The following is a 25,272-nucleotide window of genomic DNA, read 5'->3' on the forward strand; positions in this document are numbered from 1 at the left end:
CATCAACCCCCATCATGCTCCTGCGGCAGGTGGAGGGTCCAGTGCTTTCGCATGGAATGCCGCCGAGGCGATTAAGGACCGGTTAAGCCCCTCGCGCCACGCTTGATTCACCCATCCGAAATACATTCGAAAGGAAATGCCATGAAAACCAGCAGCATCACCCGAAGCCTGGCCTTGTCCGCCCTTGCAGCAGGTGCCTTGGGTGTACCGGCGCAGCCAGCTCTTGCCGCCGCTACTCCCGGGCCGATCGTCGCCTCGTTCCCCGCGCCCTGTCCGGACTTCGAGGTCCAGTTTTCCGGTACCGGAAAGGTAGGATTCATCCCACTGCCGGGTGACCGGCTCACCCTCATCTGGCCCAAATTGGGCGTCACTATCACGGGTCCCACGGGGAAGTCGGTGAGTTATATCGCCACCGGGGTGAACCACATTCAGAACCTGCCCGATGGTAGTCAGTACGTCACCGCGACGGGAACCAACGTCATCACGGTTCCTGAGGCTAACGGACATCTTGCAGGAGTGTTCTACACGACTGGCACCGTCAGCTGGACTCTCAACCCCGACGGGTCGGAACAAGGTGATATGTTTTCCGGCAACGGCAGGGTGACCGACGTCTGCCAGTTGGTGGCGCCGTAACCGCGAACGAAGGCCTCGTCCGGATCCGTCCGGACGCGGCCCCTTCGGTTTCCTACGCCCCGTTGCGTTCAATTGCCTGACCGATGATCCGGGCGCCCTCCGGGAAGGCGCCCGGATTCGGCCCGGAGTAGTTAAGCCTGATGTACGCACCGGCGGGTTCGGCGGGGAACCATGCCCGGCCTGCGGCGATAATGACCCCGTCGCTCTCGCAGTCCCGCGTCAGCCGGTCCAGATCTGTCCCATCCGGCAGGCGTGCCCAAAGGTTCAGGCCACCCTTGGGCACGTGCTCGATGTGTGCCTGCGGAGCGTGCTCTCGCATGCTGGTGACCAGGAGATCGCGGCGCGACTGGAGCTGATGGCGGAGGCTGCGCAGGTGCGTCTGCCACCCAGGCTGCGTCACGACGTCGAGCGCTGCCGCCTGCAACAGTCCGCTGACGTACATCGACTCAGCCGCCCGGTCCGCCAGGATGCGCTCACGTGCCGGCCCGCGTGCGATGGCGGCGGCGATGCGGATGGCCGGCGACACGCTCTTGGTCAGGGAACGCAGATAGACCACGTGGCCGGAATCGTCGCGGGAGGCAACGGGCACGGGACTGGTGGTGATGCCGAAGTCGTGCGCCCAGTCGTCCTCCACAAGGAATGCGCCCTTCGCCCGGACCACTTCCAGGACCTCGTCGCCGCGCCCTGCGGCCCACTGCGCTCCGGTGGGGTTTGCGTAGTTGGGCTGGGCGTAGAAGAGCCGCGCGCCGGTTTCGTCAAAGGCGCGGGCCAGTTCCGCGGGGTCCGGCCCCTCAGGCCCGCTGGGCACCGGGACAACGCGTACACCGGCCTGGGCGGCCGCCAGGATGGCGCCCCAGTAGGTGGGCGATTCCATCAGCAGCGGCTGCCCGCGGCCCGCGAGCGCGCTGAAGATGGAACTGAGCCCGCTTTGGCTTCCGGGAAGTACGACGACGTCGCTTGGGTTCGGCGGAGTGGTCCCGGCCGGCGTCGAGGCACCAAGTTCGTGGGCGAACCACGACTGCAGTTCCGGCATGCCCGCCGCGGGCGGACGGGACAGGGCTGCGTCGCCGCGGGCGGCGCGGGTGAGGGCGGACCGCACCAGCCGTTCGGGCAGAAGTTCCCTGTCCGGATAGCCGGAGTGGAAGGAGATGGCATCGTTGGCCACGTCGCGCATGGTGGTTGAGGCCGGCGGCAGCGGTGCCAGCCGCGACCGAAGTGCCGCCGTCTGCCAGCCGTAGTCCGACGGGCGCGCAGTCCGGACGGCCCGCACGAACGTACCGACGCCGGGGCGGCTCTCGATGAGGCCCTGCGCCGTTAGGGTCTGCAGCGCCTTCTGGACGGTGACCGGACTTGCCTGGTATTCGGCCACCAGCGACCGAGTGGACGGCAGCTTGGATCCCGGCGCGGCCTTGGCGATCCATTCCCGCAGGTGCGCCACAATCCGTGAACTGCTATCGTTATTCATGAGAGACAATAGTAGCGCTACTACGCTAATTCGGCCAGTGGTATCGTCCCGTCAACCCACCGGACTCTGGTGGGGCCTCCTCGGAGTAGCGGCCTTCTCCTTCACGGTTCCGTTCACCAAGGTGGCCGTCGCAGGCTTGTCCCCGCTGTTCATCGGGTCCGGCCGCGCAGTGGTAGCCGCCATCCTCGCCGCCTTCGCCCTCGCACTCACCCGGCAGCAACTCCCCCGCGGCACGCAGTGGGCGCGCCTCGCGGTGGTGGCTGCCGGCGTCGTCGTCGGGTTTCCCCTGCTCACCTCCTTTGCGCTCACCACCACGCCGGCCAGCCATGGCGCCGTGGTAATCGCCCTGTTACCCGCCGCGACGGCCACCGTGGCTGTCCTCCGCGGACATGAGCATCCCCCGCTGGCATTCTGGCTCATCACCGGCGTGGGCGGGCTGGCCGCAATAGCCTTCGGCTCCCTGCAGTCCGGCGGGTTCGGGCAGCTGCACTGGGCCGACCTGCTGCTCCTCGGCGCAGTGGTTGCAGCGGCCATCGGCTACGCGGAAGGTGGCCTGCTGGCCCGCGAGCTCGGCGCCTGGCAGACCGTGTCCTGGGCGCTGGTGCTGGCGTCGCCGCTGATGGTGTTCCTGGTGGCGGTGTCCGTGGCGCAGCAGCCGCTGTCGGGCACGCCGGTTCAGTGGATGGCGTTTGCGTACCTCGGCGTGGTCAGCATGTTCCTGGGCTTCTTCGCCTGGTACCGCGGCCTGGCCATCGGCCCCATGGCCCAGGTCAGCCAGATCCAACTCGTTCAACCCGTGCTGAGCATCTGCTGGGCGGGCCTGCTGCTCGGCGAGTCGCTGACGTGGAGCACCATAGTGGGCGGCCTGGCCGTCATCCTCTGCGCTGGCGCCGCGGTCCGGGTCCGGCTCAGGCCGGCGCCCCCTCCGCCCGCGGCCCTCCAATCAGACTCCCTCCACGCCACAAAATCACTCCAGCCTGCAAAGGATTAGCAGCCATGTACACCCCAGCCCATTTCGAAGCCGGCCCCGACGCCGTCCATGACCTCCTCACCAAGCCGGGCGCAGCGAACCTGGTCACCATGACATCAGGAGGCCTGCTCGCCACACTGCTGCCGTTCGTCTACGACCCCTCGCTTGGCGACCACGGCGCGGTGCACACGCACGTCGCCAGGAACAATGCCCAATGGTCCGAACCGGCGATCGGCGAATCCCTCATGATCATCGGGGGCGCGGACGCCTACATATCGCCGTCCTGGTACGCGTCGAAGGCCGAGCACGGACGCGTGGTGCCCACGTGGAACTACTCCACGGCGCACGTGTACGGCACGTTGGTCATCCATGACGACCCCGCCTGGATCGCCGGCCAGGTCAGTCGGCTGACCACCATCAACGAGGCGGACTTTGAGCACCCGTGGAGCGTGGACGACGCGCCGGAACGCTACATCTCCGGCCAGCTGCGCGCCATTGTGGGCATCGAACTGGTCATCACCAGGATCGAGGCGAAGACCAAGCTGAGCCAGAACCGGTCCACGGCGGATGTCGACGGCGTGGTTGCAGGGCTCAGCGCTCACGGGCACGTGGACAGTGCCGCCGACGTCGAAAGGGGCCGGCCGGGTCGCGCCTAACGGGTGCTTCGGCTCAGCGTGCGACGAGCGCCTCGCTGGCCTCCCACAAACCCTGCGTCAGCCCGGCGTCGTACGCCTGGGCATTGGCCTTGGCCAGGGCGCGCTTCGCGTAGTAGGCGCCGGAGATCCAGTCGGTGCCGGCGGTGCCGTTGATGAGCCAGAGGAGGGTGTCGGCACCCTGGTCCGGGGTCAGCATAAAGCGGTTGAGCAGTGTCTTGTAGGCGTGCCGCATGGGGCTGGTGGACTCCGCCGCGAAGTTGGTGCGGACCACGCCCGGGTGGAACGCCGCCGTCGTGATGCCCTGCTCGCCGAAGCGGCGGTGCAGCTCGGACGTGAAGAGGATGTTGGCGAGTTTGGCCGTACCGTAGGCGCGGTTGGTGGAGTAGCTGTGATCCGATTTGAGGTCGAAGAGGTCCATTTTGCCGAAGCCGTTGGCCGCGCTGGCGGTGTTGATGACCTTGGCGTTGCTGGCGGTAAGGACGTCCATCAGCTCGGTGGTGAGCAGGAACGGCGCCAGGTGGTTGATCTGGAAGGTGGACTCGTTGCCGTCGACGGTGAGCTGGCGCTTGCCCATAATGCCGCCGGCGTTGTTGGCCAGGACGTCGATGCGCGGGTAGTCGGACTTCAGCTGCGCGGCGAGCGTGCGGACCTGCTCCAGGTCGGCGAAGTCGCTGACAAAATAGTCGGCGTTGAGCTCCTTCGCGATGGCCTGCGTCTTCTCCTCGGAACGGCCGACGACGACCACCCGGTCGCCTGCCTGCGTCAGCGTCCGCGCGGCTGCCGCGCCGATGCCGTCGCTGGCGCCGGTGATCACGATGGTGCGTTGGGTCAAGGGGTGTCCTTTGGTTGGGTGGAACCTGGGAGGTGAGTGCGGACTCCTGCCAGCCTACCGGTACGGCAATTCTGTCCCCCGGCGCCCGAGCGGGCATAAGCTGCACAGGGAATCACACCGCAACCTTGGGAGAAAGCGACATGGAGATGGCCAAAGCGTCCGACGAAGCCAAGGAGCGCTTCCGCTCAGTAGTGCCGCACAACCCCGGGGTGGTGGTCAAGCCGATGTTCGGCAACCTCGGCGCCTTCGTCAACGGCAACATGTTCGCCGGACTCTTCGGCTCCACCATCGGCGTGAAGCTCTCCGACGCCGACCGGCAGGTGCTCGAAAGCACCGAGCGGACCGTCCCGTTCGGCCCGGCGGAGCGTCCCATGGGCGGCTACACCGGACTGCCGGAGGTATGGAACACCGAAGGAGACGGTGACGGCGGAGGCGACGACGCGCGTGCAAGCGCCTGGGTGGAGAAGGCCTTCGAGCACGTCGCGGGGCTCCCGCCGAAAGCGCCCAAGGCAGCCAAGCCCCGCAAGTAACGGCGCACCAGGAGTACGACGACGGCGGGGCGGCCAGAATTTCCCTGGACGCCCCGCCGTCGTACTTCAGTCAGCCGTGGCTGGAGATGAAGCGCTACCCCGCCACGCCGGCGAGCAGGAAGAGGACCGCGGCGATGGCGAAGCCCATGACACCGATCAGGGTTTCCATGACGGTCCAGGTCCGCAGGGTGGTCTTGACGTCCATGCCGAAGAAGCGGCCCACCAGCCAGAAGCCGGAGTCGTTGACGTGGGAAACCACCACGGAGCCTGCTGCCACGGCGATAACCAGAGCGGCGACCTGCATGCCGGTCAGGCCGGCGGTGGCCACGGCCGGAGCGATGAGGCCGGCGGTGGTGGTCAGCGCAACGGTGGCGGAACCCTGGGCGATGCGCAGGATGGCGGCGATCAGGAAGCCGGCCAGGATCAGCGGGATGCCCAGGTTACCCAGGACGTCGGCGAGTGCCGCGCCGATGCCGGAGGCGCGGAGGACGCCGCCGAACATGCCGCCGGCGCCGGTGATCAGGATGACCGAGCAGACCGGGCCCAGCGAGGATTCGAGCAGCTTCTCTATGGCGCCAGCGTCCTTGCCGCGGCGGGCGCCCAGGACAAAAACGGCCACCAGCACGGCGATCAGCAGGGCCACCGGGGTTTCACCGATGGTGCGCAGGACCTGGAACCACTGCTCGCCCTTGACCGAGTCGGAGAGCGCTCCGGAGGAGGCCAGGGTGTTCAGGCCGGTGTTGATGAAGATCAGGACGAGCGGCAGGAGCAGCAGGCCGATGATGGTGCGGAAGCGCGGCGGGTGGGACTCGGCCTCGGCACTGGCGTGGCCCAGGATTTCCGGCACCGGAAGGACCAGCTTCTTGCCGGTCCACAGGCCGAACAGGTAGGCGGTGACGTACCAGGTGGGGACGGCGGTGATGAGGCCGGCGATCAGGACCAGCCCGATGTTGGCATCAAAGAAGGCAGCAGCCGAGACCGGGCCCGGGTGCGGCGGCAGGAAGATATGCATCACGGAGAACGCTCCGGCGGCGGGGAGGCCGTAGCGCAGCACTCCCCCGCCCAGGCGGTGGGCCACGGCGAAGACGACCGGCAGCATAACCACCAGGCCGGCGTCGAAGAAAATGGGGAAGCCGAAGATCAGGGAGGCCAGGCCCAGGGCGAACGGGGCACGCTTTTCGCCGAAGACGCCGATCAGGTAGTCGGCCAGCACCTTGGCGCCGCCGCTTGTCTCAACAATGCGGCCGAGCATGGCGCCCAGGCCGACGAGGAGCGCCACTGTGCCCAGGGTTGTGCCGAACCCGTTTATCAGCACAGGAACCACCTGGTTGGCGGGGATTCCGGTGGCGAATGCGGTTGCGAGGCTGATCACGATCAGGGCGACGAGTGCGTGCATCCGCAGCTTGATGATCAGGAACAGCAACGCGACGATCGATGCCGCGGCGATGAGCAGCAGGGGGCCTGCGCCCAGCGTCTGGGTCCATCCTTCGATGACCATGGTTCTCCTTTGAAACAGAAAATGAAATGTGGGGGGAAAAGTGGCCCGGCTCAGCAGGCGGGATCAGCCGGCGCTGGGCTCCAAGTTGGCGCTCGGCGCCAGACCCGCGGGAAGCGCGAGGCCAGCCAGCACGGCGGCGACGATCTGCTCCGGGGAGTTGGAGATGTCCAGGCGGAGGCTGCCGGCGGCAAGTTCGTTGCCGGTCAGCGGTTCCAGGGTGGCCAGCTGGCTGGGCAGGAGCGTGGGCGGCATAAAGTGGCCTTCGCGGCCCTGCATACGCTGGCCGATCAGGTCGGCCCCGCCGTCGAGATGGATGAACAGGACCCGGCCCGGTGCGTCGAAGAGCAGCTGGCGGTAGCTCAGCTTGAGCGCGGAGCAGGTAAGCACGGTACTCTTCCCGGCTGCGGCATGGGCGCTCATCCAGTCCTGGATTTCCTGCAGCCAGGGCCAGCGGTCCTCGTCCTGCAGGGGAATTCCCTGGGTCATCTTGTCGATGTTGGACCGGGGGTGGAACTCGTCCGCTTCGGCACAGGCCCAGCCAAGCTGCCGGGAAAGCGCTGCCGCAATGGTGGACTTGCCGGAACCGGCAACGCCCATCACCACCAGGTGCGTGGCTGGATACTGCATGTTTTACCTCCGAAGAAGACGCCGTTGGCTAACTGAAGAAAGCTATTAGCGCATCTCACAGGGAACCGCGCCGGGAGATAAGGTATCACCATTTCCGGCCACAGATACTATCTTTTGGTGTCACAAGTCATACCTTTGGGACTTTGTCGGTACGATTGGAGGGCGCACAGGCGCAGAAGAAAGCAGGACAGATGTCGACGGCGACACTACCGGACGCGGATGACGCGCACGACGGCGGGGCCTCCCCCGCCATGCATGAACGCGTTCTCGAGGCGGTTGGCGTTGCCATCGCGGCAGGGAGCCTTCCTCCGGGCAGCCGGCTGACCCTGGAGGGCCTGCAGCAGGAGTACGGCATTTCCCGCACCGTTGCGCGCGACACCATGAAGGTCCTGGAATCCATGAACCTGGTGTATTCGCGCCGACGGGTGGGCATCGTGGTCCAGGAGCGCAGGCTGTGGAATGTCTTCGATCCCAAGCTGGTGCGCTGGCGCCTGGGCTCTGTCCGCCGCGATATTCAGTACAGCAGCCTCACGGAGCTGCGCATCGCCGTCGAGCCCATTGCAGCTGCCGGTGCTGCCCGCCGGGCGAGCGCCGCGGAGCGGGCCAGGCTGGTTTTCCTGGCTGCCGAGCTGCGGCGGCTGGGCGAAGCCGGCGAACTCGAGGCGTTCCTGGCGGTAGACATCGAGTTCCACTGCCTGCTGCTTCGAAGCTGCGGCAATGAGATGTTCACGGCGTTGGAAGGCATGGTGGCTGAGGTGCTCACCAGCCGGACCAAGCAGGGACTGATGCCTTTCAAGCCGCGGAACGAGGCGTTACAGGCCCACGAGGATGTTGCGGCGGCAGTGGCCCATGGTGACGCCGTGGGGGCCGAGACCGCCGTCCACCACATCCTGAACGAGGTCCGGAACGCGATGGGCCTGCACTGACTCTTCCCGGGCACCGCGTTAGTGAGTAGCCTGAAAACAGGGGCTCATGCAAAGGGCCCAATAGTGCCGTAGAAGTATCTGTGAGGTGGAAGATGGCCATCACCGGACATTCACGAATAGGGACCGCCGCAGCCGATGCTCCCGCGGTAGTACCCCGGCGCAAAGGCGCCATGGTGGTCAGGTGGATCACCTCCACTGACCACAAGATCATCGGGTACATGTACCTGATCGCGTCGTTTGTGTTCTTCATGATGGCTGGAGTGATGGCCCTGCTGATCCGGGCCGAGCTCTTCGAACCTGGCATGCAGATTCTGCAGACCAAGGAGCAGTACAACCAGCTGTTCACGATGCACGGCACCATGATGCTGCTGATGTTCGCCACCCCGCTGTTCGCCGGCTTCGGCAATGTCATCATGCCGCTGCAGATCGGCGCCCCCGACGTCGCGTTCCCGCGGCTGAACGCTCTGGCCTTCTGGTTCTTCCTCTTCGGCTCCACCATCGCCGTCTCGGGCTTCATCACCCCGCAGGGCGCTGCGGCGTTCGGCTGGTTCGCCTACGCGCCATTGAACAACACCACATTCACCCCCGGTGTGGGCGGTGACCTGTGGGTCTTCGGCCTGGCGCTGTCCGGCTTCGGCACCATCCTGGGTGCGGTCAACTTCATCACCACCATCATCTGCATGCGCGCCCCGGGCCTGACCATGTGGCGGATGCCCATCTTCACCTGGAACACGCTGGTCACGGCCATCATGGTGATCATGGCCTTCCCGCCGCTCGCGGCCGCCCTGTTTGCCTTGGGGGCCGACCGCAAGTTCGGTGCCCACATCTATGATCCGGAGAACGGCGGCGCGATTCTGTGGCAGCACCTGTTCTGGTTCTTCGGCCACCCCGAGGTGTACATCATTGCGCTGCCGTTCTTCGGCATTGTGTCCGAGATCTTCCCGGTCTTCAGCCGCAAACCGATCTTCGGCTATAAGGGCCTTGTCTACGCCACCATCTCCATCGCAGCCCTTTCCATGACCGTGTGGGCCCACCACATGTACGTGACCGGTTCGGTGCTGCTGCCGTTCTTCTCCTTTATGACCATGCTGATCGCAGTCCCTACCGGGGTGAAGTTCTTCAACTGGATCGGCACCATGTGGCGGGGGTCCCTGACGTTTGAGACTCCGATGCTGTGGAGCCTCGGGTTCCTCATCACGTTCCTCTTCGGCGGCCTGACCGGCATCATCCTGGCTTCGCCGCCGCTGGACTTCCACGTGTCTGATTCCTACTTTGTGGTGGCGCACTTCCACTACGTGGTGTTCGGCACGGTGGTGTTCGCGATGTTCGCAGGCTTCTACTTCTGGTGGCCAAAATTCACCGGCAAGATGCTCAACGAGCGCCTCGGAAAGATCCACTTCTGGATGCTGTTCCTGGGATTCCACGGAACGTTCCTGATCCAGCACTGGCTTGGGGTCATGGGCATGCCCCGCCGATACGCCGACTACCTCGTGGAGGACAACTTCGCGTGGATGAACCAGTTCTCCACCGTCGGCTCCTACCTTCTGGGCGCCTCAATGCTCCCGTTCTTCTGGAACGTCTACATCACGTCGCGCAACTCCGAACACGTTGAGGTGGATGACCCGTGGGGCTTCGGCGCCTCGCTCGAATGGGCCACGTCCTGCCCGCCGCCGCGGCATAACTTCACATCCCTGCCCCGGATCCGTTCAGAGCGTCCCGCCCTGGACCTCCACCACCCGGAGCTCAGCATCCGCGCGCACGAAACCACACACAGCCCTGCCGCGGCCGCCCTGGGTGCTGCCGATATCGGCGAAAAGGACGTACGCAATCCAAACCCGGACCAGTGACCGGGCCGGGGAGCCTGCCAACCCTGGTGGTTGAGCCCGGGCCCACGCCCGCCGGGTGCCCTAGCCGAGCTTGCGAGGCAAGGGGGCGGGTGGGGAGCGAAACCTAAACCGACTGGCCCGCAGCCCGGACGGCCAGGAGAAACTTCACGCCGCCGTCGGTCAGCAGGGCCCGGCCGCGGTGGTCCACTTTGGGCGCCATCAGGTGCAGGCATTTGAGGTTTCGCCGCACCACCTGGTTGATGTCGCTGACCCATTCGTCAGGGATGGGATGGCCGGACCGGGTGACAAACCCGGCGGCCAGCATGGCACCACGGATTGCCTCCATTCTGCTGCCCGACGCCGGCGCGATGCCGCCGAGGTGCCAGTCCGTGTGGATGCGCGTGACCAGCCGGACGGCGTCGTGCTCCTGACGGCCAACGGCGTCCACGAGGTAGTCCCACAGCTCCGCGGGCCGTTCCAGGCAGCGTTTTCCACGCGGTGTGAGCACCAGCCTGCCCTTGAGCTTCCGCAGCAGCTTCCAGTCGATGAGGTGCAGCCGGAGTTCGAGGACCGGCCGCGCGTGCGTCTCGCGGTTTCCCTTGCCCATGACGGGATCGCTCCAGCCGAGCTCGTCCATGGCTCGCTTGACCATGGCGGGCTTCAGGTAGCCGTCCTTGGTGAGTTCCAGGCCGTCCGGTGCGGCGTTTTCCAACAGCCAGCGGACCGGCAGCAACACGGCGTCGCGCTCCTCGTCGCTGAGGGGCTGCGGCCACCACTGGAGGCTGAGCAGCCGGAGTTTGCCGTTCGCGGCCTGGCGGTCGAATGTTGCCGGTGCGAAGTGGCTGCCATACTCGCCCGTCACGCCGGAGATCCAGTACTTCGCGTCCGAGTGTTCCGGATGCTCCGGGTCAGCGACGATCTGGAGCAGTCGCTGGTAGCCGCGCGGCCCGCCGGAGTCCTCCACGGGTCCGCGGTTGGCACCATCCACGCACAGAAGTTTCCCGGCCGGAAGGTCCGCAGCACCAAGCACCTCCACATGGTGCGTCCAGCTGTCGCCAAAGTCGTACTCGTATTCCAGTGCGGTCCCCGGCTTTTGAGCATCCAGCAGTTCGGAAAGTACGACGCCGGACGCCGGCTCTGCGTCCAGATCTTCCGTGAGGTCGTGGGGGCCCACAATCTCCCGCGGCCTTCCGGCGCGGTCCACGCAGCGGATGGCATAGAGGTGGCTGTTGTCCCAGCCGAAGGCTGCCTGGACAGCGACGTGGAACTCGGGAACCGTCAGCGTAACCGGAACGTGCAGCCTTCGCCAGATCAGCGGTTCGGTGTCCGTGATGCTGATCCGGAGGTGGAAGGCGGGAACGGTTCCGGAAAGATGCATGGGTGCCATTTTGCCAGAGGGCTGCCCGGGATCCGTCATGGTGCGGGCTCTACGGACTCAACGGACTCAACGGCATAGGGTTTGGTGGCCGACCGCAGCAGCGGATGACGCAACCGCACCTGGTACGGACAGTTCCGGAACGTGGCGCGGGGGTCCAACTGGACAAGCAGGAGTGGTTCGTCGCTGGCAGAGTCCAGCCGGACCACCATGCCGTCACGCCGCCCGTCCACGTACAGCGGGGTAGCCGGCTCCACAGCGGTTTCCTTAAGGCGTTCCCGATATTCCTGCCCTGCTGCCAGGAAGAGGATTCCATGGGCCATCCCAATGACCCTCAGCGGGACCACGGCCTCAGGCGGTGGGGGTCTTGGAGTGGGCCGGGATTGCTGGTGGTATTCTTGCGCAGCCGACGCCCTGGCTGCCTTCGCGTGCCGGTCGCATTCCGTGCACCGGGTCCTCCCACCCACGGCGGCCAACAGGGTCACGAGCAGCCTTCTGGGGGCGTGGTCCCAGGTATCGGCAACCACCTGGCACCACGCCGTGTGATAGTCCGTCCCGTATTTCATCACATAGACCTGGTCATTGCCCAACAAGGGCACCCCCTCCCGGCGGCCGGCGGGCTCCACCGGATTGAGCTCGCCGAGGACTCTGGGCTCTGCCTGGGCGGGGCGGCTGACATTGAGGTACTTGCGGATCAGCGGACTCAGTTGGCGCTTTGGTATTGGCACGGAAGTGCGGGGCCTCTCTGTGCGGCGGGAGCGATGCGATCAGCCCTGCTTACCCCCTGACTATCGTGCGGGCTTTTCTCGCAGGTCGCCAGTCGGGTCAACTCGTCGGGGTGTGATCAACCGCGCTTTGAAGCACATCCGGGTTAACAGAAGCAGGGCCGGTCATTAGACCGGCCCTGCTTCGAAAATGAAACCCTAAGGCCCCAGAATCTCTAAAGAATTAAAGTGCCTGGATGTTGACGGCCTGGGGACCCTTGGGGCCCTGCTCGGTTTCGAAGGAAACCTTCTGGTTCTCTTCGAGTGAGCGGAAGCCGGAAGAGGCGATCGCGGAGTAGTGAGCGAAAACGTCCTGTGAGGAGTCATCGGGGGAAATGAAGCCGAAGCCCTTTTCAGCGTTAAACCATTTGACGGTACCAGTAGCCATTATTTTTTGTCCTTCGTGAAGGTGGAGGAAAAGTCCCGACCTTCGGGTCCTCCGGTGTGGGGTGTTCAAAACCGCTACTTCAGAAAGACGCGGACTTTCGACCGCGCGTACTGCCTGAATTACCAACTGCATAAACACAACAACAAAATCAACTGTACAGGAGATTTTCAGAACCATTTACCACCGACCACCAAGACTGGTGGTTGAGCCTTTCGAAACCCACGGTGGTTGAGCCTGTCGAAACCCACGGTGGTTGAGCCTGTCGAAACCCCGCAGCGGTTGCTACGATTGCTACGGAGGCAACCATGACAACCATTCCACACCGGGAATTGCGCAACCAGAGCAGCAAAATCCTGGAGCGCGTTAAGAACGGCGAAACCATCGACGTCACGAACAACGGCGAAGTAGCCGCAACGCTGATCCCGCCCTCAGCGTCACCCTTTGAGCGGCTGCTGCTGGCCGGCCAGGTGCGCCCAGCGGCCAAGGGCCCCATCGATTTCCTGGCGCTGCCGCGCGTCACGTCCGAAGCGAGCACAGCCCACATCCTGGCTGATGTCCGCGGTGACCGTTGATCATCTACCTGGACACGTCGGCTGTCCTGAAGCTGGTGGTCGAAGAGCCGGAATCATCCGCAGCCGCCCAATACCTCTCAACGGCTGCGGCCCAGGGCCACCAGTTGGTGGCTTCGATGCTCCTTTATACGGAACTGCATTGCGGGGCCCATCGCCGCGGATTTCCCGGCGAGCCCGTCAACACGGTCCTGGGAGCCATCAACCTGGTCGATCTTGCCCGTTCGGACCTGATGTACGCGGCAGCCCTGCCCGGCAGGCTCCGAAGCGCCCAAGCCATTCATCTGGCCGCAGCCATCCGGCTACAGTCCGACGTCATGGTGGCGTACGACGCCGAGCTACTGGCCGCCGCCATTGAGGCAGGCCTGAACGTCCTCTCCCCCGGTGGTTGAGCCCGCCGACCCCCACATCAATCATTACTGACAAGCTCGATCACCGGACTTCTCGATCTCGATTACTGACAGGCTCGATCACCGGCCTGGTCGTTGAGCCCGCCGGCGCCCAAGGAAATTGTCGTGGGCCCCGTGTAGTTTTGGAACAACCGCACCCCAGCCTGAGGACGCCATGGATTTCTACGCCATTAACGCACTGCGTGAGAACCACGCGGGCTGGTCCCTGCTCCGGGCTCAGAACGCCCCGCTGGCGGTGTCCTTCTTCATGAAGGCCTTTACCGGCCCCAACGAGCGGGACATCGGCCGGCAGGAACTGATCGACCACCTCGATGATGTCCTGTTCGGCCTCCGCGAAGTCTTCGGTCCCGACAAGTTTCCCCGGCCGGCCGGGGAGTACCTGGACGAGTGGGCCGCCCCGGAACGGGCCTGGCTGCGGAAGTATTACGTTCCCGGCCAGGACGAGCCGCGCTACGATCTCACCGCCGCCGCCGAGGACGTGGTCCGCTGGGTGGAGAGCCTGAGCGGGCGGGACTTCGTGGCCACCCAATCCAGGCTGACGAGCATTTTCGCTGTCCTGAAGGCCCTGGTCCAGCAGTCGGAAACCGACCCGGAGGTAAGGCTGGCGGAGCTCCAGCGCCAGCGGGACGGGATCGACGCCGAGATGCAGCGGATCAGGGACGGCAACATCCGCGTGATGACCGCACCGGAAGCCCTGGACCACTTCCAGCAGCTGACCACCTTAGCCAAGGACCTGCTCTCCGACTTCCGTGAGGTGGAGCAGAATTTCCGGAAGCTGGACCGGCAGGTCCGTGAGCAGATCGCCACGTGGGACGGCACCCAGGGCGAGCTGCTGGCCTCCATCTTCGCCAACCAGCAGGACATCAGCGGCTCCCTCCAGGGCCGCACGTTCCAGGGCTTCTGGGACTACCTGATGTCCCCGCAGCTCCGAACGGAACTGCGGGATCTGCTGCACCGGGCAACGCAGATCGATGCCCTGGCCAAACTGGACAATCTGCACGCCGTGGCCAACCTGCACCAGGACTGGCTGCCCGCCGTCGAGCAGACGCAGGCGACGGTCCGCCAGCTCTCGCAGCAGATGCGCCGGCTCCTGGACGACAAGGTGTTCCTGGAGAACAAACGCATCATGCAGCTCGTCAGGAGCATCGAATCCGGCGCGCTGGGCACGCGGGAGGTGCCGCCGTCGGGCGTTTTTATGGAGATCGCCGCCCAATCAGTCGACGTCGCGCTCCCCTTCGAACGGCCGCTCTATGAGCCGAGCCGGCGGATCATGGTGGACGACGTTGTTGTGGCGGCAAACGATACTGAGGTGGACGCCGGCGCCCTCTTCAGCCAGTTCCACGTGGACACGGAACGGCTGAAGTCCAACATTGACGACGTCCTTGCCGGCGACGGGCAGGCCACACTCGGCGAAGTAGCGGCCGCCCATCCGCTCTCGCAGGGACTGGCCGAGATCGTGGCCTACTACCAGCTCGCCACCGAATCGGACTGGGCCTCCATCAACCCGGACGAGTCACAGCAGTTGTCCTGGCAGCTCCCGGACGGCAGCATCCGGGAAGCCACCGTCGAACAGATCATCTTCGTGAGGCCCGCATGACCACCACAGACGCACCCGAAACACACACGCCCGAGGAACTTCCCGGCGTCGTCACCAAGCTCTTCAAGGGCGTGGTGTACGCCGAGTCCGACGAGAAGATCTGGCAGTCGCTGCTGGGCCTGTCCTCCCATGTCCGCGACTACGTGGCCGTCCTGGGCCTTGACCTGATCCTGGACGAGTCCGAAGGCTACGCGTTCCTGAAATCGCGCGAGGATCCGGACGGCACGCTGCCGCGCCTCATCCCCCGCCGCCCGCTCACCTTCAACGTGAGCCTCCTCCTGGCACTTCTCCGCGGCCGGATGCTCGAATTCGACACCAACAGCAGCGAACTGCGCCTGATCATGACCGAGCAGGACATCGCGGACATGGTGGCCGTCTTCCTGCCCGAATCCAGCAACGAGGCGCGGATCCTGGACCAGCTCGGCACCAACATCAAGAAAGTGGTGGAGCTGGGCTTCCTGCGGAAACTGCGCGGCCAGGTGGGGACTTTCGAGGTAGCCCGGATCCTGAAGGCCTACGTGGATGCCCAGTGGCTGGAGGAATTCGAGGCGCGGTTGGCCGATTACCGCGCCTCGCTCACCGGAACCACCGCCACCGGCAGTAAGGAAGAGGACCGCGCATGACCACCGAGACGGCGGCTGACCAGCAGGACATGCTGTTCAGCCTGGATGAAAAAGCGGACGACGCCGGCACTCCCCCGGGCTTCCGGCTGCACCGTTTGGAGCTGCTCAACTGGGGCACCTTCCATCAGGAGGTGCGGACCTTCCGGTTGGACGGCTCGAACAGCCTGTTAACAGGCGACATCGGCTCCGGGAAGTCCACTGTGGTGGATGCCATCACCACCCTGTTGCTGCCGGCCAACAGGATCGAGTACAACAAGGCCGCGGGCGCGCAGAAAAAGGAACGCACGCTGATGTCATATGTGCGGGGCTTCCACAAGAGCACCCGGAGTGCCGGCGGCGAGTACTCCAAGCCCGTGGCCCTGCGCGGCACCGGCAAGCTCACCGTGGTTCTTGGCGTGTTCCACAACGCCGTCCTGGGCAAATCAATCACACTGGGCATCACCCTCTGGGCCACCCAGGAAGCCGGCCAGCCCAACCGCTTCTACTCGCTGATGGAGGGCGAGCAATCCATCGCGGGAGACTTCGCCAACTTCGGCCAGGACCCCGCGAAGCTGAAGAAGCAGCTCCGGGCCGCCGGGGCGTCCATCCATGAAACCTTCGAGCCGTACGCTGCGGCGTTCAAGCGGCAGTTCGGCATCAGCGGCAACCAGGCCATGGAGCTGTTCCACCGCACGGTGTCCATGAAGCAGGTGGAGAACATCACCAACTTCGTGCGCACCAACATGCTTGAGGAAGACGACGTCGAGGCCCGGATCGGTAACCTCATCCACCACTTCGACGATCTGAAGAAGGCCCACGACGCCGTCCTCCGTGCCAAGGACCAGATCGGGCTGCTCACACCCATCACCGTGGGCGCGGCCCAGCACGGCGCCCTGAGCCGGGACGATGAGTTCGCCCGCCAACAGCGGGACCAGCTGCACCCGTGGTTCACGGACCGGAAGCTTCAGCTGAGCATCGAGCATCAGGCGGAACTGCAGAACACCGGATTACGGCTGCAGGAGGACAGCGGCAAGCTGGCCACTGAAATCACCCAGCTCCGCCTGGACCTCGCCGCCGTCAAGGAGGACATCCGCAGCAACGGCGGCGGCAGGCTGGCCGCCATCGAGGCCGAGGCCGCGCGGCTGGGCGAGGAGTCACGGGCGCAGCGTGTGCGCTTCGAAAAGTACGCAGACGCCGCGGCAGACCTCGGTCTTCAAGCGCCGGCGGACCGCGTCCAGTTCGACGTCAACCGGGGCCGGCTCGCCGACGTCGAAAAGGAACTCGGCGCCAGCGCCGACGAAGTGCAGGACAGCCGCACCGAACTGACCATGACGCGCACGGTGCTCACCGGCCGCGCGGCGGACATCGCCGCGGAGCTGACCAGCCTGCAGGCCCGCCCCAACCTGCTGCCGCGCCCCCAGGTGGAGCTCCGCCGTCGGCTCTGCGACGGGACGGGCATCGCGGAGTCCGAGTTGCCTTATGCCGGCGAACTGCTGCGCGTCCGCGACGGCGAGGCGGCCTGGGAAGGCGCCGCCGAACGCACCCTGCGCGGCTTTGCGCTGTCGCTTCTGGTGCCGTCGGAGCACTACGCGGCGGTGAGCGGCTGGGTGGACGGCAATAACCTGCGCGGCCGGCTGGTGTACCTGAAGATCGGCGAAACGTACGCGCCGAAGCCGGCCGAGACGGGAACACTGGCGGCGAAGATCGCCATCAAGCAGGGAACGCCGTTCCGCAATTTCCTGCTGGATGAACTCAGCAGCCGCTTCGACTATTTCTGCTGTGACACCCTGGAGGATTTCCGCCGCCGTTCCAAGGCCCTCACCGCCAACGGCCAGCTCAAGGGAGGCCGGGGCCGGCACGAAAAGGATGACCGGCAGGACCTCTCGGACCGCCGTAACTACGTCCTGGGCTGGGACAACCTGGACAAGATCAGCCGCTTCCGGGCCGAACAGGACGAGGTCCAGGGCCAGCTTGCTGTTGTTGCGGGCCAGCTGTCCCGGGTCAACGATTCCCTGGGCGCCATCGGCCGGCAGAACCAGCAACTGGGCATTGTCGGGGCCGTGTCCGACTTCGCCGAGCTCAGCTGGCAGCTCACCGCACGCCGCATCGAAGAGCTCAAGGCAGAGAAGGCCCAGCTGGAGTCCACCAGCGATGTGCTGCGGCAGCTGACAGCCAAGGAAGCCGAGCTCTCCGGAAAGCTGGAACGGCTGCAGGTGCGGGCCGACGACGTCCAGCGCCGGATCGGCTCCAACGACGGCGCCGCCAAGGACATCGTGGAGGCGATCGAAGACTGCCGCGACGTCCTGCGGGAGACGCCGTTGACTGACGACGGCGGCGTGCTGGCCGCCGTCGCCGGGCTCGCCGCCGCGGAACTCGCCGGCAAACCGCTCACCTACAAGAACACCGGCACCGTGGAAAGCTCCGTCCGGTCCGGACTGACCGACACCATCGACGCACTGTCCAAGCAGATCGCCCGGGCCGCCGAGAAGACTGTCCGGCTGATGGCCGAGTTCCGGAACAAGTACCCCAACGAGACCACGGAGATCGACGCCGCACTGGAGTCTGCCGGCGAGTTCGGCAAACTGCTCGAGCAGCTGGTCAGCAACGATCTCCCCCGCTTCGAGGCACATTTCAAGGAATCCCTGAACCAGAACACCATCCACGAGGTGGTGGCATTCAACGCGTTCCTGGACAGCCGCCGGCAGGACATCGTGAACCGGATCGGCGAAATCAACGTCTCCCTGGGCGGGATTGAGTACAACACCGGCCGGCACATCCAGCTGGAGCACCAGAACAGCACCGACCTGGACGTGCGGCAGTTCGGGATGGACCTGCGCGCCTGTTCGGAGGGGACCATCGGCGACGATGACCAGTATTCCGAGCAGAAGTACCTGCAGGTGGCGCGCCTGATTGAGCGGTTCCGGGGACGCGACGGCTACACCACGCTGGACGAGCGCTGGACCGCCAAAGTCACGGACGTCCGGAACTGGTTCACGTTTTCGGCCTCGGAGAAGTGGACCGAAACGGGCGAGGAGTTTGAACATTTCACGGACTCGGGGGGCAAATCCGGCGGCCAGAAGGAGAAGCTCGCCTACACCATCCTCGCCGCCGCCCTGGCGTTCCAGTTCGGGCTGGCGTCCGGCAAGGGTGCCGGTAAAAACGCCGGCAGCGGGCGCAGCTTCCGGTTTGTGGTGATCGATGAGGCGTTCGGGCGCGGGTCCGACGAGTCCGCGCGGTACGGCCTCGAGCTGTTCCAGCGGATGAAGCTGCAGCTGCTGATCGTCACTCCGCTGCAGAAGATCCACGTCATCGAACCGTTTGTGTCCCACGTGGGCTTCGTGGCCAACACCAACGGCGACGATTCGCAGCTGCGGAACATGACCATCCAGGAGTACCGGGACGAGCGGGCGCGGCGTGCCTAAGCGGCGTCCCGAGGGCCCCGAAGCGAGCTTGCGCGGTTTGGGAAGGGACCTCCGCGCTGATCGGCGTTCAGGCGGCGAGCAGGCGGGGCGGGCACAGGGCTGGACCACGCTGGCCGACCTGCGGGCGCAGTCGCTGAAGGCCTGGGGCAGCGGTGCGTTGCTGCGCGAGGTGCTGGAACCGGGCGGCCTGTACCCCCGCCGTCGTCCGTTGAAACGCCCGACGGCGGCGACGCTCCGGAGTGACTACGCTGCGGCGAGTGCGTGGGCAGCTGAGTTGTTCGCCGCCGTCGGCCCGTTCAGTCTGGAAACTGCCGAGGTGGGGCGCACCACTGTGGGGGCGAACCGGCTGCCCGCGGCGGCGGTCTTCACGTCCGCCGAGGCCGAGATTGGATTTGTGGGCAAGACTCGGGAGGCGGCCCGGTTCGTGGAGCTCGCAGGCGGACTGGCCGCGCTGCATTCCTCGTTCCGCCGGTGGGCGCTGAAACGGCCGCTCCAGCTGCTGGAACTCGGGGCCGATGCGCTGAACGCCGCCCGGGTGGCCCTATGGCTGGAGGACAATCCCGAGCCCGGCATCTATGTGCGGCAGCTGAGCCTAACCGGCGTGCACACCAAGTTCATCGAGAACCACAGGGCGGTGATCAGCGAGCTGGCGGTGGGGCTGCGAGGGGATTCTGAGCGCACCGAGATTGAGTCAGTGGATGAATCTCTTCCCGGCTCTCCCGCTGAGCCCGGCGCGCTGCTGGGGCTAACGCCGGCCCGGACGCCGGCGGCACGCTTCGCCGCAGGGCACGGCTTCCTGCATCCGCCGGAGCTGGTCAGGTTCCGCATGCTGGATCCTGGAGTGCCGCTGCTTGGCCAGGCCCGCGATCTGACCCTGACCGCAGAGGCCTTCAGCACCCTGCGCCTGCCCGTCACCAGAGTCCTGATCACAGAGAACCTGGTTAATTTCCTGGCCCTCCCCGGGCGCCCGGGCACGCTGGCGATTTACGGTGGCGGTTACGGGTTCACGTCGCTGCGGGACGCCGGCTGGCTGCGCGACTGTGAGGTCCTGTACTGGGGCGATCTGGACACCCACGGATTCCGGATCCTGGACCAGCTCCGCGCGGTGCACCCGCATGTGGTGGGCGTGCTGATGGACGAGTCCACGCTGCTGGCCCACCGCGATGCCTGGGGCAGCGAGCCGACGCCGTCGAAGGCTGTGTTGAGCCGGCTGACCGCTGACGAGTCCGCGGTCTACAACGGGCTCCGCAATGATGCCTTCGGGACCGCGGTCAGGCTGGAGCAGGAACTGATCCGCTGGGACTGGGCGCTGCGCCGACTAGGTGGTTGAGCCCGCCGAAGCCCGGTGGTTAAGCCCGTCGAAACCGCAAGTGGTCTATGAGTGCGGTCTATAGTGGGAATCGAAGACCCCGGAACGATCACTGGTTCGCCACATCGCCGGGGTTACGCCTTTAACATCCAGGCGGAGGAGGCTCGGTGGTTGAGCCCGGCGATAATTGGGCCACAATTAGCGGCTACAAAATCTTAGAATGAGCACGTGGTGCCGAAGTGGAGCAATGACACTCGGTCCAAAATTCAAGCGATTGCGGGAGGAGTACCAGCCATGACTGATCAGAGGAAAACGGACTACGATGCACTGGCCGATCGATTGACCGGCGACTCGCCCCTGGAGGCGGCTGCTGTACAACTTGGCAGCGACGCTGCTGCATCTGGGCGCAAGTTCCTGTTGCGAGAATACGGCGGTGACGCTGCCATCAGGCACCCCTACGCCGTGGCCGGCCCAGCAAACCCATGTTAATGAGCTCTGAGCGTGTGGGAGCCAGTTGAGTGGATTCGCGCCCCATAACTGCGGCCACATCCGCGGCTTTCTGGGCACGATCTTACAAGACTTGTCTAACTTTATTGATTTCTAATAAAGCTTCGATAGATTAATAAAGCTTGACAGCGGACAGGCTCGCGCTGGAAGAGCCTGTCGAAACCACCGCCGGGCTTCTGGATCTCGATAGGCTCGATCACCGGCGCTCGGTGGCGCCGGAGGTGACTGCCGCGGGTGCCGGGGCGATGTGAAGACGTGTGGAGAACGCGGCGATGAGGGCGAAGAGGAAGGCTGCTGCCGAGATGGCCAGCGCCATGGCGGCGACGGTTCCGTAGCCGCTGACCCGGGGGTCCAGGAACGGGTAGGGGTACCAGTCGACGATGGGACCTCGGATCAGGCTGTAGACCAGGTAGAGCAGGGGGAACACGAGCCAGATCAGCGAGGTGCGGACGGGGACCCTGGTTCTGGGCAGGTCAACTAGCCAGTCGATCACCATGATGGTCGGGATGGTGTAGTGCAGGACGACGTTGATCCAGGGGATGGGCGTGTTGACGTCGATGTTGCTCAGCAGGAGGTTGTAAACGATCCCGGTGATGGTCATGTAGATGGTGGCAGCTCCGCGCAGGAGTTCAAGCCAGCGGGGGCTCTCGCCTTTCCACGCGTACCGGCCGGCGATGGCCAGGGTGATGACGGCGATGACGTTTGATTCGATGGTGAAGTAGCTGAGGAAGTTCCACGCAGAGGCGCCGGGAACGTTCTGGAGCAGGTGTGTCAGCTGGAAGAATATGGCCAGGAATCCGAGCAGGGCAAACCAGAACCTGAAAAGTGCGAGACCTCGATTGGGTGTCATATGGAGATCCTATGGGGCAGGAAACGCCGGGTCCCCAGCCTGATGATGCTTGAGCGTGTCGAAACCTGGTAGCTGCGCTTGTCGAAACTCTGGCCACCCCCGTACAAATGCCGTACATTGAGTGACGGAGGCAAATACGATGACAAGCACAAAAACACGGCGCTTGGAGCTACGCACGGACGCGATCACGGATGAGTTGATCACGGAAGCTGCCGAACTTCTGCACGTTTCCAAGTCGGCGTTCGTAACCGATGCTGCCCGACAGGCCGCACAAAAAATCATCTCGCGTTCGGACGTCACTCTGATGGCACCTGAGGTCTTCGACGCCATGATGGCATCACTCAACGTTCCGGACGAATCCGCTGAACTCGCCAGGCTCGCCCAGCTTCCGCGGCTCATCGGTCCATGAACGGTCCGACCTTCCGCACCGTGAAACTGGCCCCCGGGTATGACCTGGGGGCTTTTGACTGTGGTGAACCCGCCTACAACGAGTGGCTGACAGACCACGCGGGACAAGCCGTCGAGGCTGGCTCAAGCATGGTCTACCTTCTTCTGGAGAACGGGCTCGAATCGGACGATCGCGTCGTCGGATACTTCGCGATCTGCCCCACTCTCGTAGTCCGCGACGGCATGCCGAAGCCGCTCCAGCGAAAAGTACTGCGCGATGCCCCCGGTTGGCTCTTGGCCAAGCTGGCACTCGACAGTTCCCTGCGCGGCGACAAGGCCAACCAGTGGGGCTGGCAGCTCTTGCGGGTAGCGCTGGAGACTATCCTCGCTGCTGCGGAGCTCGGTGGTGGCCAGATCATCGTGGTCGACGCCGACAATCCCGGTTTGGTTGACTGGTACGCCCGTCACGGATTTGTCCCAACCGGAGGCGACAACCTAAGGCTCTACATGAAGGTTGCCACTGCCAGGAAATATTTCTCTCCCGGTGGTTGAGCCCGTCGAAACCGAGCCTGTCGAAACCGGAATTCAGGAAGCGCCGTGTAACTCCGAGGACGCCCATGCATAAAACCCCCACCGCGCCGCGTGCCTTTAGCCTGCAGCGTGAATGGTCCGGGGCATTCACGCTGATGCTGCTGGCCCTGTTCATCGGCGCTGCAGTCACCGTCGTCGGAGTCCGGTTCGTGGTGAACGAGATGGAAGCTGCGAACGGGCGGCTCCAGGCCGAGTACGGCAGTGTCTCTGAGCTGGCCGCCGCCCTCGATACGCATGAGCAGCTGGGGCACCAGTTGCTCGCCGCGGCGCCCGTGAACCGGGAGGCGTTTGTCCTGGAACAGCAGGACATTGAGGCACTCTTCGGTGCGGCCGCTGCGGTCCGGGCCGCGGACGAAGGCCGGCCCGGGGCCCTGTCCGCGGCACAGCAGGACTGGCAGACAGGCCTGGAGAACGCCGGCCTCTGGGGTGACCAGGTGCTGGGCCTCGCGGGGAGCAATGTAGCTGACGCCACTGCCTTCGCGGCTGCAAGCTCCACCGTGCGGGCGCAACTGGCCGCCGTCCAGCAGTCCTCCCTCCGGGCGCTGAACAGGGGGCTCGTGGACACGCACGAACTCGAAGGCCTTCTGGTGATTGGCCGGTTCGGGCTGTTCGTTGCGGCCATCGGCGCCACCCTGTACTTCCGACGCCGTACGGTCAAGGACCTGATGCGGCCCGTCAACAGCCTCCGCCGCGGCGTCCTGAAGCTGCAGTCCGGCGACTACAGCCACCGCCTGGACGTGGCCCGGCGCGACGAACTGGGCGAGGTTGCCGTGGCGTTCAACGGGATGGCCGCCGCGCTCCAGGACAGCCACAAAGCCCTGACGTACCGGGCAACACACGATGACCTCACCGGTCTCGCCAACCGTGCGGCCCTCGCGGAGCGGCTGCTGGCATCCTTCGAGCCGGACAGCGACCGCCGGACCCGGCACGAGGGCCTGCTGTTCATCGACATCGACGATTTCAAGGACGTCAACGATTCCCTGGGCCATGAAGGCGGCGACGCGCTGCTGGCCCAGCTGGCCGGGCGGCTGCGGTCCAGCGTCCGCAGCCACGACCTGGTGGCCCGGCTGGGCGGCGACGAGTTCGCCGTCGTCGTTTTGGATAACGACGACGGCACTCCCGCCACGGGGCCCGTCGCCGAGCGGATCTACGAGGCTCTCAGCGAGCCGTTCGTGATTGGTGACCGGTCGCTGCGCGTGTCCCTGAGCATGGGCGTCGCCCAGCGCACGGCGGACACGGCGGACGCGACGGAACTGCTGCGGCAGGCCGATTCGGCCATGTACCGGGCCAAGCACGGCGGCAAGGCCCGGTACGAAATCCACGGCGGGGCAACCGCAGTGGTTGAGCCGGCCGAAACCGTCGGCGGCTGAGCCCGGAACCCGATCTCGACAGGCTCGATCACCGGGGAACAGGTTCGTTCTCAGGTGCCGGAACCCCAGATACTCCCCCCGGGCCGTGGAAAAGTCCACGACGCCGGGGTTGAGGCTACGGAGCCGTCAGCGGCCCAGACCGAGAAAGACTGCCAGCGACTGCTCAACCGCAAGCATTGTCTTGGAATCAATACGACCTATCCGTTGCCCCAGATTGATACGACGCACCGTTGTGAGCTTGTCGATCATGATCTGGCTAACTCGCTCCAGTCCGGTCAACTGCCCGGGTTCCACCGTCAGCCGCAGCAACGGAGCATCAGTCAGGTGGGACGTCAGTGGTAGAAGGGTGATCGCCTCCGATGCCGCAAACAGGTCATCCTGGATGATGAGTGCCGCCCTTGGCTTTTGCGCATATGTTCCGCCTGACACCGTCCACAGCTCACCACGATTCACTCCGGCCAGTCTTCCGAAATCTGCTCGATGAACTCTTGGTCGTCGCCTGCCCTGTCAGAAGCGGCAACTGCGAGCGCCTGGCGCTGCGCCTCACGCCTAAACTCTTCGGTGCGCGTGTCCGGCACCCACATCTGAACCTGCCGGAAACCTCGTTCACGCATGGCAAGTCGGTGCCGCAGCGCGCAGGATCGACTTGGGTCAGGACGCTTACCGGCGCATTCTTTGGGGAAGGTTCCGACTGGCGCGCGCGGCAGAAATCGGTCTCATAGGGGTCAAAGCGACGTTGAGCTGATCGCTGAGCGCGAGGCTCGCCGTCGACCAAGTGGTGGCGGCGGGATCCGGGCACTACGGCTTCCCCCTTGGTGCAACCCCCTGCTGCACACCCTTCCACCGGCACATTGTGTCCGATCCGAGCAACGCGGAGTGGGCAAACCGTGACAGGTTTGTGCTGTCCGCGGGACACGGTTCGCCGATGCTCTATAGCTTGTCGGAACCGAGCTTGCCAAAGACACCCGGGCATCAGGAGCGGGACTTCCTGAAACGGCTGGTGTGACTCTCCCTCCATGACTTCGAATACCGAGCCACGAATGCTGTCCGCCACGGCCTCGGAATTTTTCAAGCTGAACGGTACCAACGGGAGTTAGGCGGCTGACTGTTCGGGGATTTCCTTGGGTTGGTTGATCCACGCCGGTCCTGGGAGGGCGAGTATTTTTGG

General features: G+C 65.1%; 26 protein-coding genes and 1 pseudogene. 16 read left to right on the plus strand and 11 right to left on the minus strand.

Going from position 1 to position 25,272, the window contains the following annotated elements; translation table 11 throughout:
- Positions 1 to 141 precede the first annotated feature (141 nt).
- Positions 142 to 633: a hypothetical protein gene (locus AC50YA_RS20395; protein WP_494984018.1), complete on the plus strand. Its 492-nt coding sequence runs from the start codon at positions 142 to 144 to the stop codon at positions 631 to 633.
- A 52-nt stretch (positions 634 to 685) separates the two neighbouring features.
- On the opposite strand, the gene AC50YA_RS20400 is transcribed toward AC50YA_RS20395, so the two are convergent.
- Complete coding sequence (locus AC50YA_RS20400) at positions 686 to 2,098, minus strand: aminotransferase-like domain-containing protein (RefSeq protein WP_494984019.1); 1,413 nt, start codon at positions 2,096 to 2,098, stop codon at positions 686 to 688.
- On the opposite strand from AC50YA_RS20400, the gene AC50YA_RS20405 reads away from it, so the two are divergent.
- Positions 2,097 to 3,089 carry a DMT family transporter gene (locus tag AC50YA_RS20405; RefSeq protein WP_494984020.1) on the plus strand — a complete coding sequence of 331 codons (993 nt, stop codon included), beginning with the start codon at positions 2,097 to 2,099 and terminating at the stop codon, positions 3,087 to 3,089. The two genes, AC50YA_RS20400 and AC50YA_RS20405, sit on opposite strands and share 2 nt — an antisense overlap.
- A 5-nt stretch (positions 3,090 to 3,094) precedes the next feature.
- Entirely contained in the window at positions 3,095 to 3,724 is a 630-nt protein-coding gene (locus AC50YA_RS20410) for an FMN-binding negative transcriptional regulator (RefSeq protein WP_494984021.1), read from the plus strand.
- Between the two features lie 13 nt (positions 3,725 to 3,737).
- On the opposite strand, the gene AC50YA_RS20415 is transcribed toward AC50YA_RS20410, so the two are convergent.
- On the minus strand, positions 3,738 to 4,556 hold the full coding sequence (locus tag AC50YA_RS20415; protein ID WP_494984022.1) for an SDR family NAD(P)-dependent oxidoreductase: 819 nt from the start codon (positions 4,554 to 4,556) through the stop codon (positions 3,738 to 3,740).
- 140 nt (positions 4,557 to 4,696) lie between these two features.
- On the opposite strand from AC50YA_RS20415, the gene AC50YA_RS20420 reads away from it, so the two are divergent.
- Positions 4,697 to 5,086: a TfoX/Sxy family protein gene (locus tag AC50YA_RS20420; protein ID WP_494984023.1), complete on the plus strand. Its 390-nt coding sequence runs from the start codon at positions 4,697 to 4,699 to the stop codon at positions 5,084 to 5,086.
- 94 nt (positions 5,087 to 5,180) lie between these two features.
- On the opposite strand, the gene AC50YA_RS20425 is transcribed toward AC50YA_RS20420, so the two are convergent.
- On the minus strand, positions 5,181 to 6,584 hold the full coding sequence (locus tag AC50YA_RS20425) for a GntP family permease (RefSeq protein WP_494984024.1): 1,404 nt from the start codon (positions 6,582 to 6,584) through the stop codon (positions 5,181 to 5,183).
- A gap of 63 nt (positions 6,585 to 6,647) precedes the next feature.
- On the minus strand, positions 6,648 to 7,211 hold the full coding sequence (locus tag AC50YA_RS20430) for a gluconokinase (protein ID WP_494984025.1): 564 nt from the start codon (positions 7,209 to 7,211) through the stop codon (positions 6,648 to 6,650).
- Positions 7,212 to 7,402: 191 nt separating this feature from the next.
- On the opposite strand from AC50YA_RS20430, the gene AC50YA_RS20435 reads away from it, so the two are divergent.
- Complete coding sequence (locus AC50YA_RS20435) at positions 7,403 to 8,137, plus strand: FadR/GntR family transcriptional regulator (RefSeq protein WP_494984026.1); 735 nt, start codon at positions 7,403 to 7,405, stop codon at positions 8,135 to 8,137.
- Between the two features lie 92 nt (positions 8,138 to 8,229).
- Positions 8,230 to 9,984: an aa3-type cytochrome oxidase subunit I gene (ctaD, locus tag AC50YA_RS20440; protein ID WP_494984040.1), complete on the plus strand. Its 1,755-nt coding sequence runs from the start codon at positions 8,230 to 8,232 to the stop codon at positions 9,982 to 9,984.
- A gap of 103 nt (positions 9,985 to 10,087) precedes the next feature.
- Here the strand turns inward: ctaD and AC50YA_RS20445 are convergent, their stop codons facing one another.
- From AC50YA_RS20445 to AC50YA_RS20455, 3 genes are all read right to left on the minus strand, one after another.
- Positions 10,088 to 11,341, minus strand: a complete 1,254-nt coding sequence (locus AC50YA_RS20445; protein ID WP_494984027.1) for a plasmid pRiA4b ORF-3 family protein — start codon at positions 11,339 to 11,341, stop codon at positions 10,088 to 10,090.
- A 35-nt stretch (positions 11,342 to 11,376) separates the two neighbouring features.
- On the minus strand, positions 11,377 to 12,066 hold the full coding sequence (locus AC50YA_RS20450) for a hypothetical protein (protein WP_494984028.1): 690 nt from the start codon (positions 12,064 to 12,066) through the stop codon (positions 11,377 to 11,379).
- A 220-nt stretch (positions 12,067 to 12,286) separates the two neighbouring features.
- Entirely contained in the window at positions 12,287 to 12,490 is a 204-nt protein-coding gene (locus AC50YA_RS20455) for a cold-shock protein (protein WP_024365339.1), read from the minus strand.
- A gap of 305 nt (positions 12,491 to 12,795) precedes the next feature.
- Here AC50YA_RS20455 and AC50YA_RS20460 point away from each other — a divergent pair, with 305 nt between their 5' ends.
- The 6 genes from AC50YA_RS20460 (at position 12,796) to AC50YA_RS20485 (ending at position 20,420) form a co-directional block, all read left to right on the plus strand.
- On the plus strand, positions 12,796 to 13,062 hold the full coding sequence (locus AC50YA_RS20460) for a type II toxin-antitoxin system Phd/YefM family antitoxin (protein ID WP_494984029.1): 267 nt from the start codon (positions 12,796 to 12,798) through the stop codon (positions 13,060 to 13,062).
- Positions 13,059 to 13,451, plus strand: coding sequence for a type II toxin-antitoxin system VapC family toxin (locus tag AC50YA_RS20465; RefSeq protein WP_494984030.1), 393 nt, complete (start codon positions 13,059 to 13,061; stop codon positions 13,449 to 13,451). Before AC50YA_RS20460 ends, AC50YA_RS20465 begins: the two co-directional genes overlap by 4 nt.
- A gap of 172 nt (positions 13,452 to 13,623) precedes the next feature.
- Complete coding sequence (locus AC50YA_RS20470; protein ID WP_494984031.1) at positions 13,624 to 15,066, plus strand: DUF3375 domain-containing protein; 1,443 nt, start codon at positions 13,624 to 13,626, stop codon at positions 15,064 to 15,066.
- Complete coding sequence (locus AC50YA_RS20475; RefSeq protein WP_494984032.1) at positions 15,063 to 15,689, plus strand: DUF4194 domain-containing protein; 627 nt, start codon at positions 15,063 to 15,065, stop codon at positions 15,687 to 15,689. The genes AC50YA_RS20470 and AC50YA_RS20475 overlap by 4 nt, the downstream gene beginning before the upstream one ends.
- Positions 15,686 to 19,090 (plus strand): ATP-binding protein, encoded by a 3,405-nt coding sequence (locus AC50YA_RS20480; RefSeq protein ID WP_494984033.1) that lies wholly within the window; start codon positions 15,686 to 15,688, stop codon positions 19,088 to 19,090. The genes AC50YA_RS20475 and AC50YA_RS20480 overlap by 4 nt, the downstream gene beginning before the upstream one ends.
- 37 nt (positions 19,091 to 19,127) lie before the next feature.
- Positions 19,128 to 20,420 (plus strand): Wadjet anti-phage system protein JetD domain-containing protein, encoded by a 1,293-nt coding sequence (locus tag AC50YA_RS20485; RefSeq protein WP_494984034.1) that lies wholly within the window; start codon positions 19,128 to 19,130, stop codon positions 20,418 to 20,420.
- 424 nt (positions 20,421 to 20,844) lie between these two features.
- On the opposite strand, the pseudogene AC50YA_RS20490 reads toward AC50YA_RS20485, so the two are convergent.
- Positions 20,845 to 20,955, minus strand: a pseudogene (locus AC50YA_RS20490) (DUF8462 domain-containing protein); the annotation flags it as partial.
- A 147-nt stretch (positions 20,956 to 21,102) separates the two neighbouring features.
- The gene (locus AC50YA_RS20495; RefSeq protein WP_494984035.1) at positions 21,103 to 21,756 is read right to left on the minus strand and encodes a Pr6Pr family membrane protein; all 654 of its coding nucleotides are present in this window, start codon (positions 21,754 to 21,756) and stop codon (positions 21,103 to 21,105) included.
- A 139-nt stretch (positions 21,757 to 21,895) separates the two neighbouring features.
- On the opposite strand from AC50YA_RS20495, the gene AC50YA_RS20500 reads away from it, so the two are divergent.
- The 3 genes from AC50YA_RS20500 to AC50YA_RS20510 all read left to right on the plus strand — a co-directional run bounded on the left by AC50YA_RS20500 (position 21,896) and on the right by AC50YA_RS20510 (position 24,104).
- Positions 21,896 to 22,165 (plus strand): type II toxin-antitoxin system TacA family antitoxin, encoded by a 270-nt coding sequence (locus AC50YA_RS20500; RefSeq protein ID WP_494984036.1) that lies wholly within the window; start codon positions 21,896 to 21,898, stop codon positions 22,163 to 22,165.
- Positions 22,162 to 22,695, plus strand: a complete 534-nt coding sequence (locus tag AC50YA_RS20505; RefSeq protein WP_494984037.1) for a GNAT family N-acetyltransferase — start codon at positions 22,162 to 22,164, stop codon at positions 22,693 to 22,695. The genes AC50YA_RS20500 and AC50YA_RS20505 overlap by 4 nt, the downstream gene beginning before the upstream one ends.
- Before the next feature lie 65 nt (positions 22,696 to 22,760).
- Positions 22,761 to 24,104: a diguanylate cyclase domain-containing protein gene (locus AC50YA_RS20510; RefSeq protein ID WP_494984038.1), complete on the plus strand. Its 1,344-nt coding sequence runs from the start codon at positions 22,761 to 22,763 to the stop codon at positions 24,102 to 24,104.
- Positions 24,105 to 24,230: 126 nt separating this feature from the next.
- On the opposite strand, the gene AC50YA_RS20515 is transcribed toward AC50YA_RS20510, so the two are convergent.
- Both AC50YA_RS20515 and AC50YA_RS20520 read right to left on the minus strand, forming a co-directional pair.
- On the minus strand, positions 24,231 to 24,557 hold the full coding sequence (locus AC50YA_RS20515) for a type II toxin-antitoxin system PemK/MazF family toxin (RefSeq protein ID WP_494984039.1): 327 nt from the start codon (positions 24,555 to 24,557) through the stop codon (positions 24,231 to 24,233).
- Positions 24,554 to 24,811 (minus strand): antitoxin MazE family protein, encoded by a 258-nt coding sequence (locus AC50YA_RS20520; RefSeq protein WP_494984041.1) that lies wholly within the window; start codon positions 24,809 to 24,811, stop codon positions 24,554 to 24,556. Before AC50YA_RS20520 ends, AC50YA_RS20515 begins: the two co-directional genes overlap by 4 nt.
- 41 nt (positions 24,812 to 24,852) lie before the next feature.
- Here AC50YA_RS20520 and AC50YA_RS20525 point away from each other — a divergent pair, with 41 nt between their 5' ends.
- Positions 24,853 to 25,110, plus strand: coding sequence for a thiamine pyrophosphate-binding protein (locus tag AC50YA_RS20525; RefSeq protein WP_494984042.1), 258 nt, complete (start codon positions 24,853 to 24,855; stop codon positions 25,108 to 25,110).
- The last annotated feature ends 162 nt before the right edge of the window (positions 25,111 to 25,272 follow it).

This window comes from Pseudarthrobacter sp. RHLT3-21, from assembly GCF_059383495.1.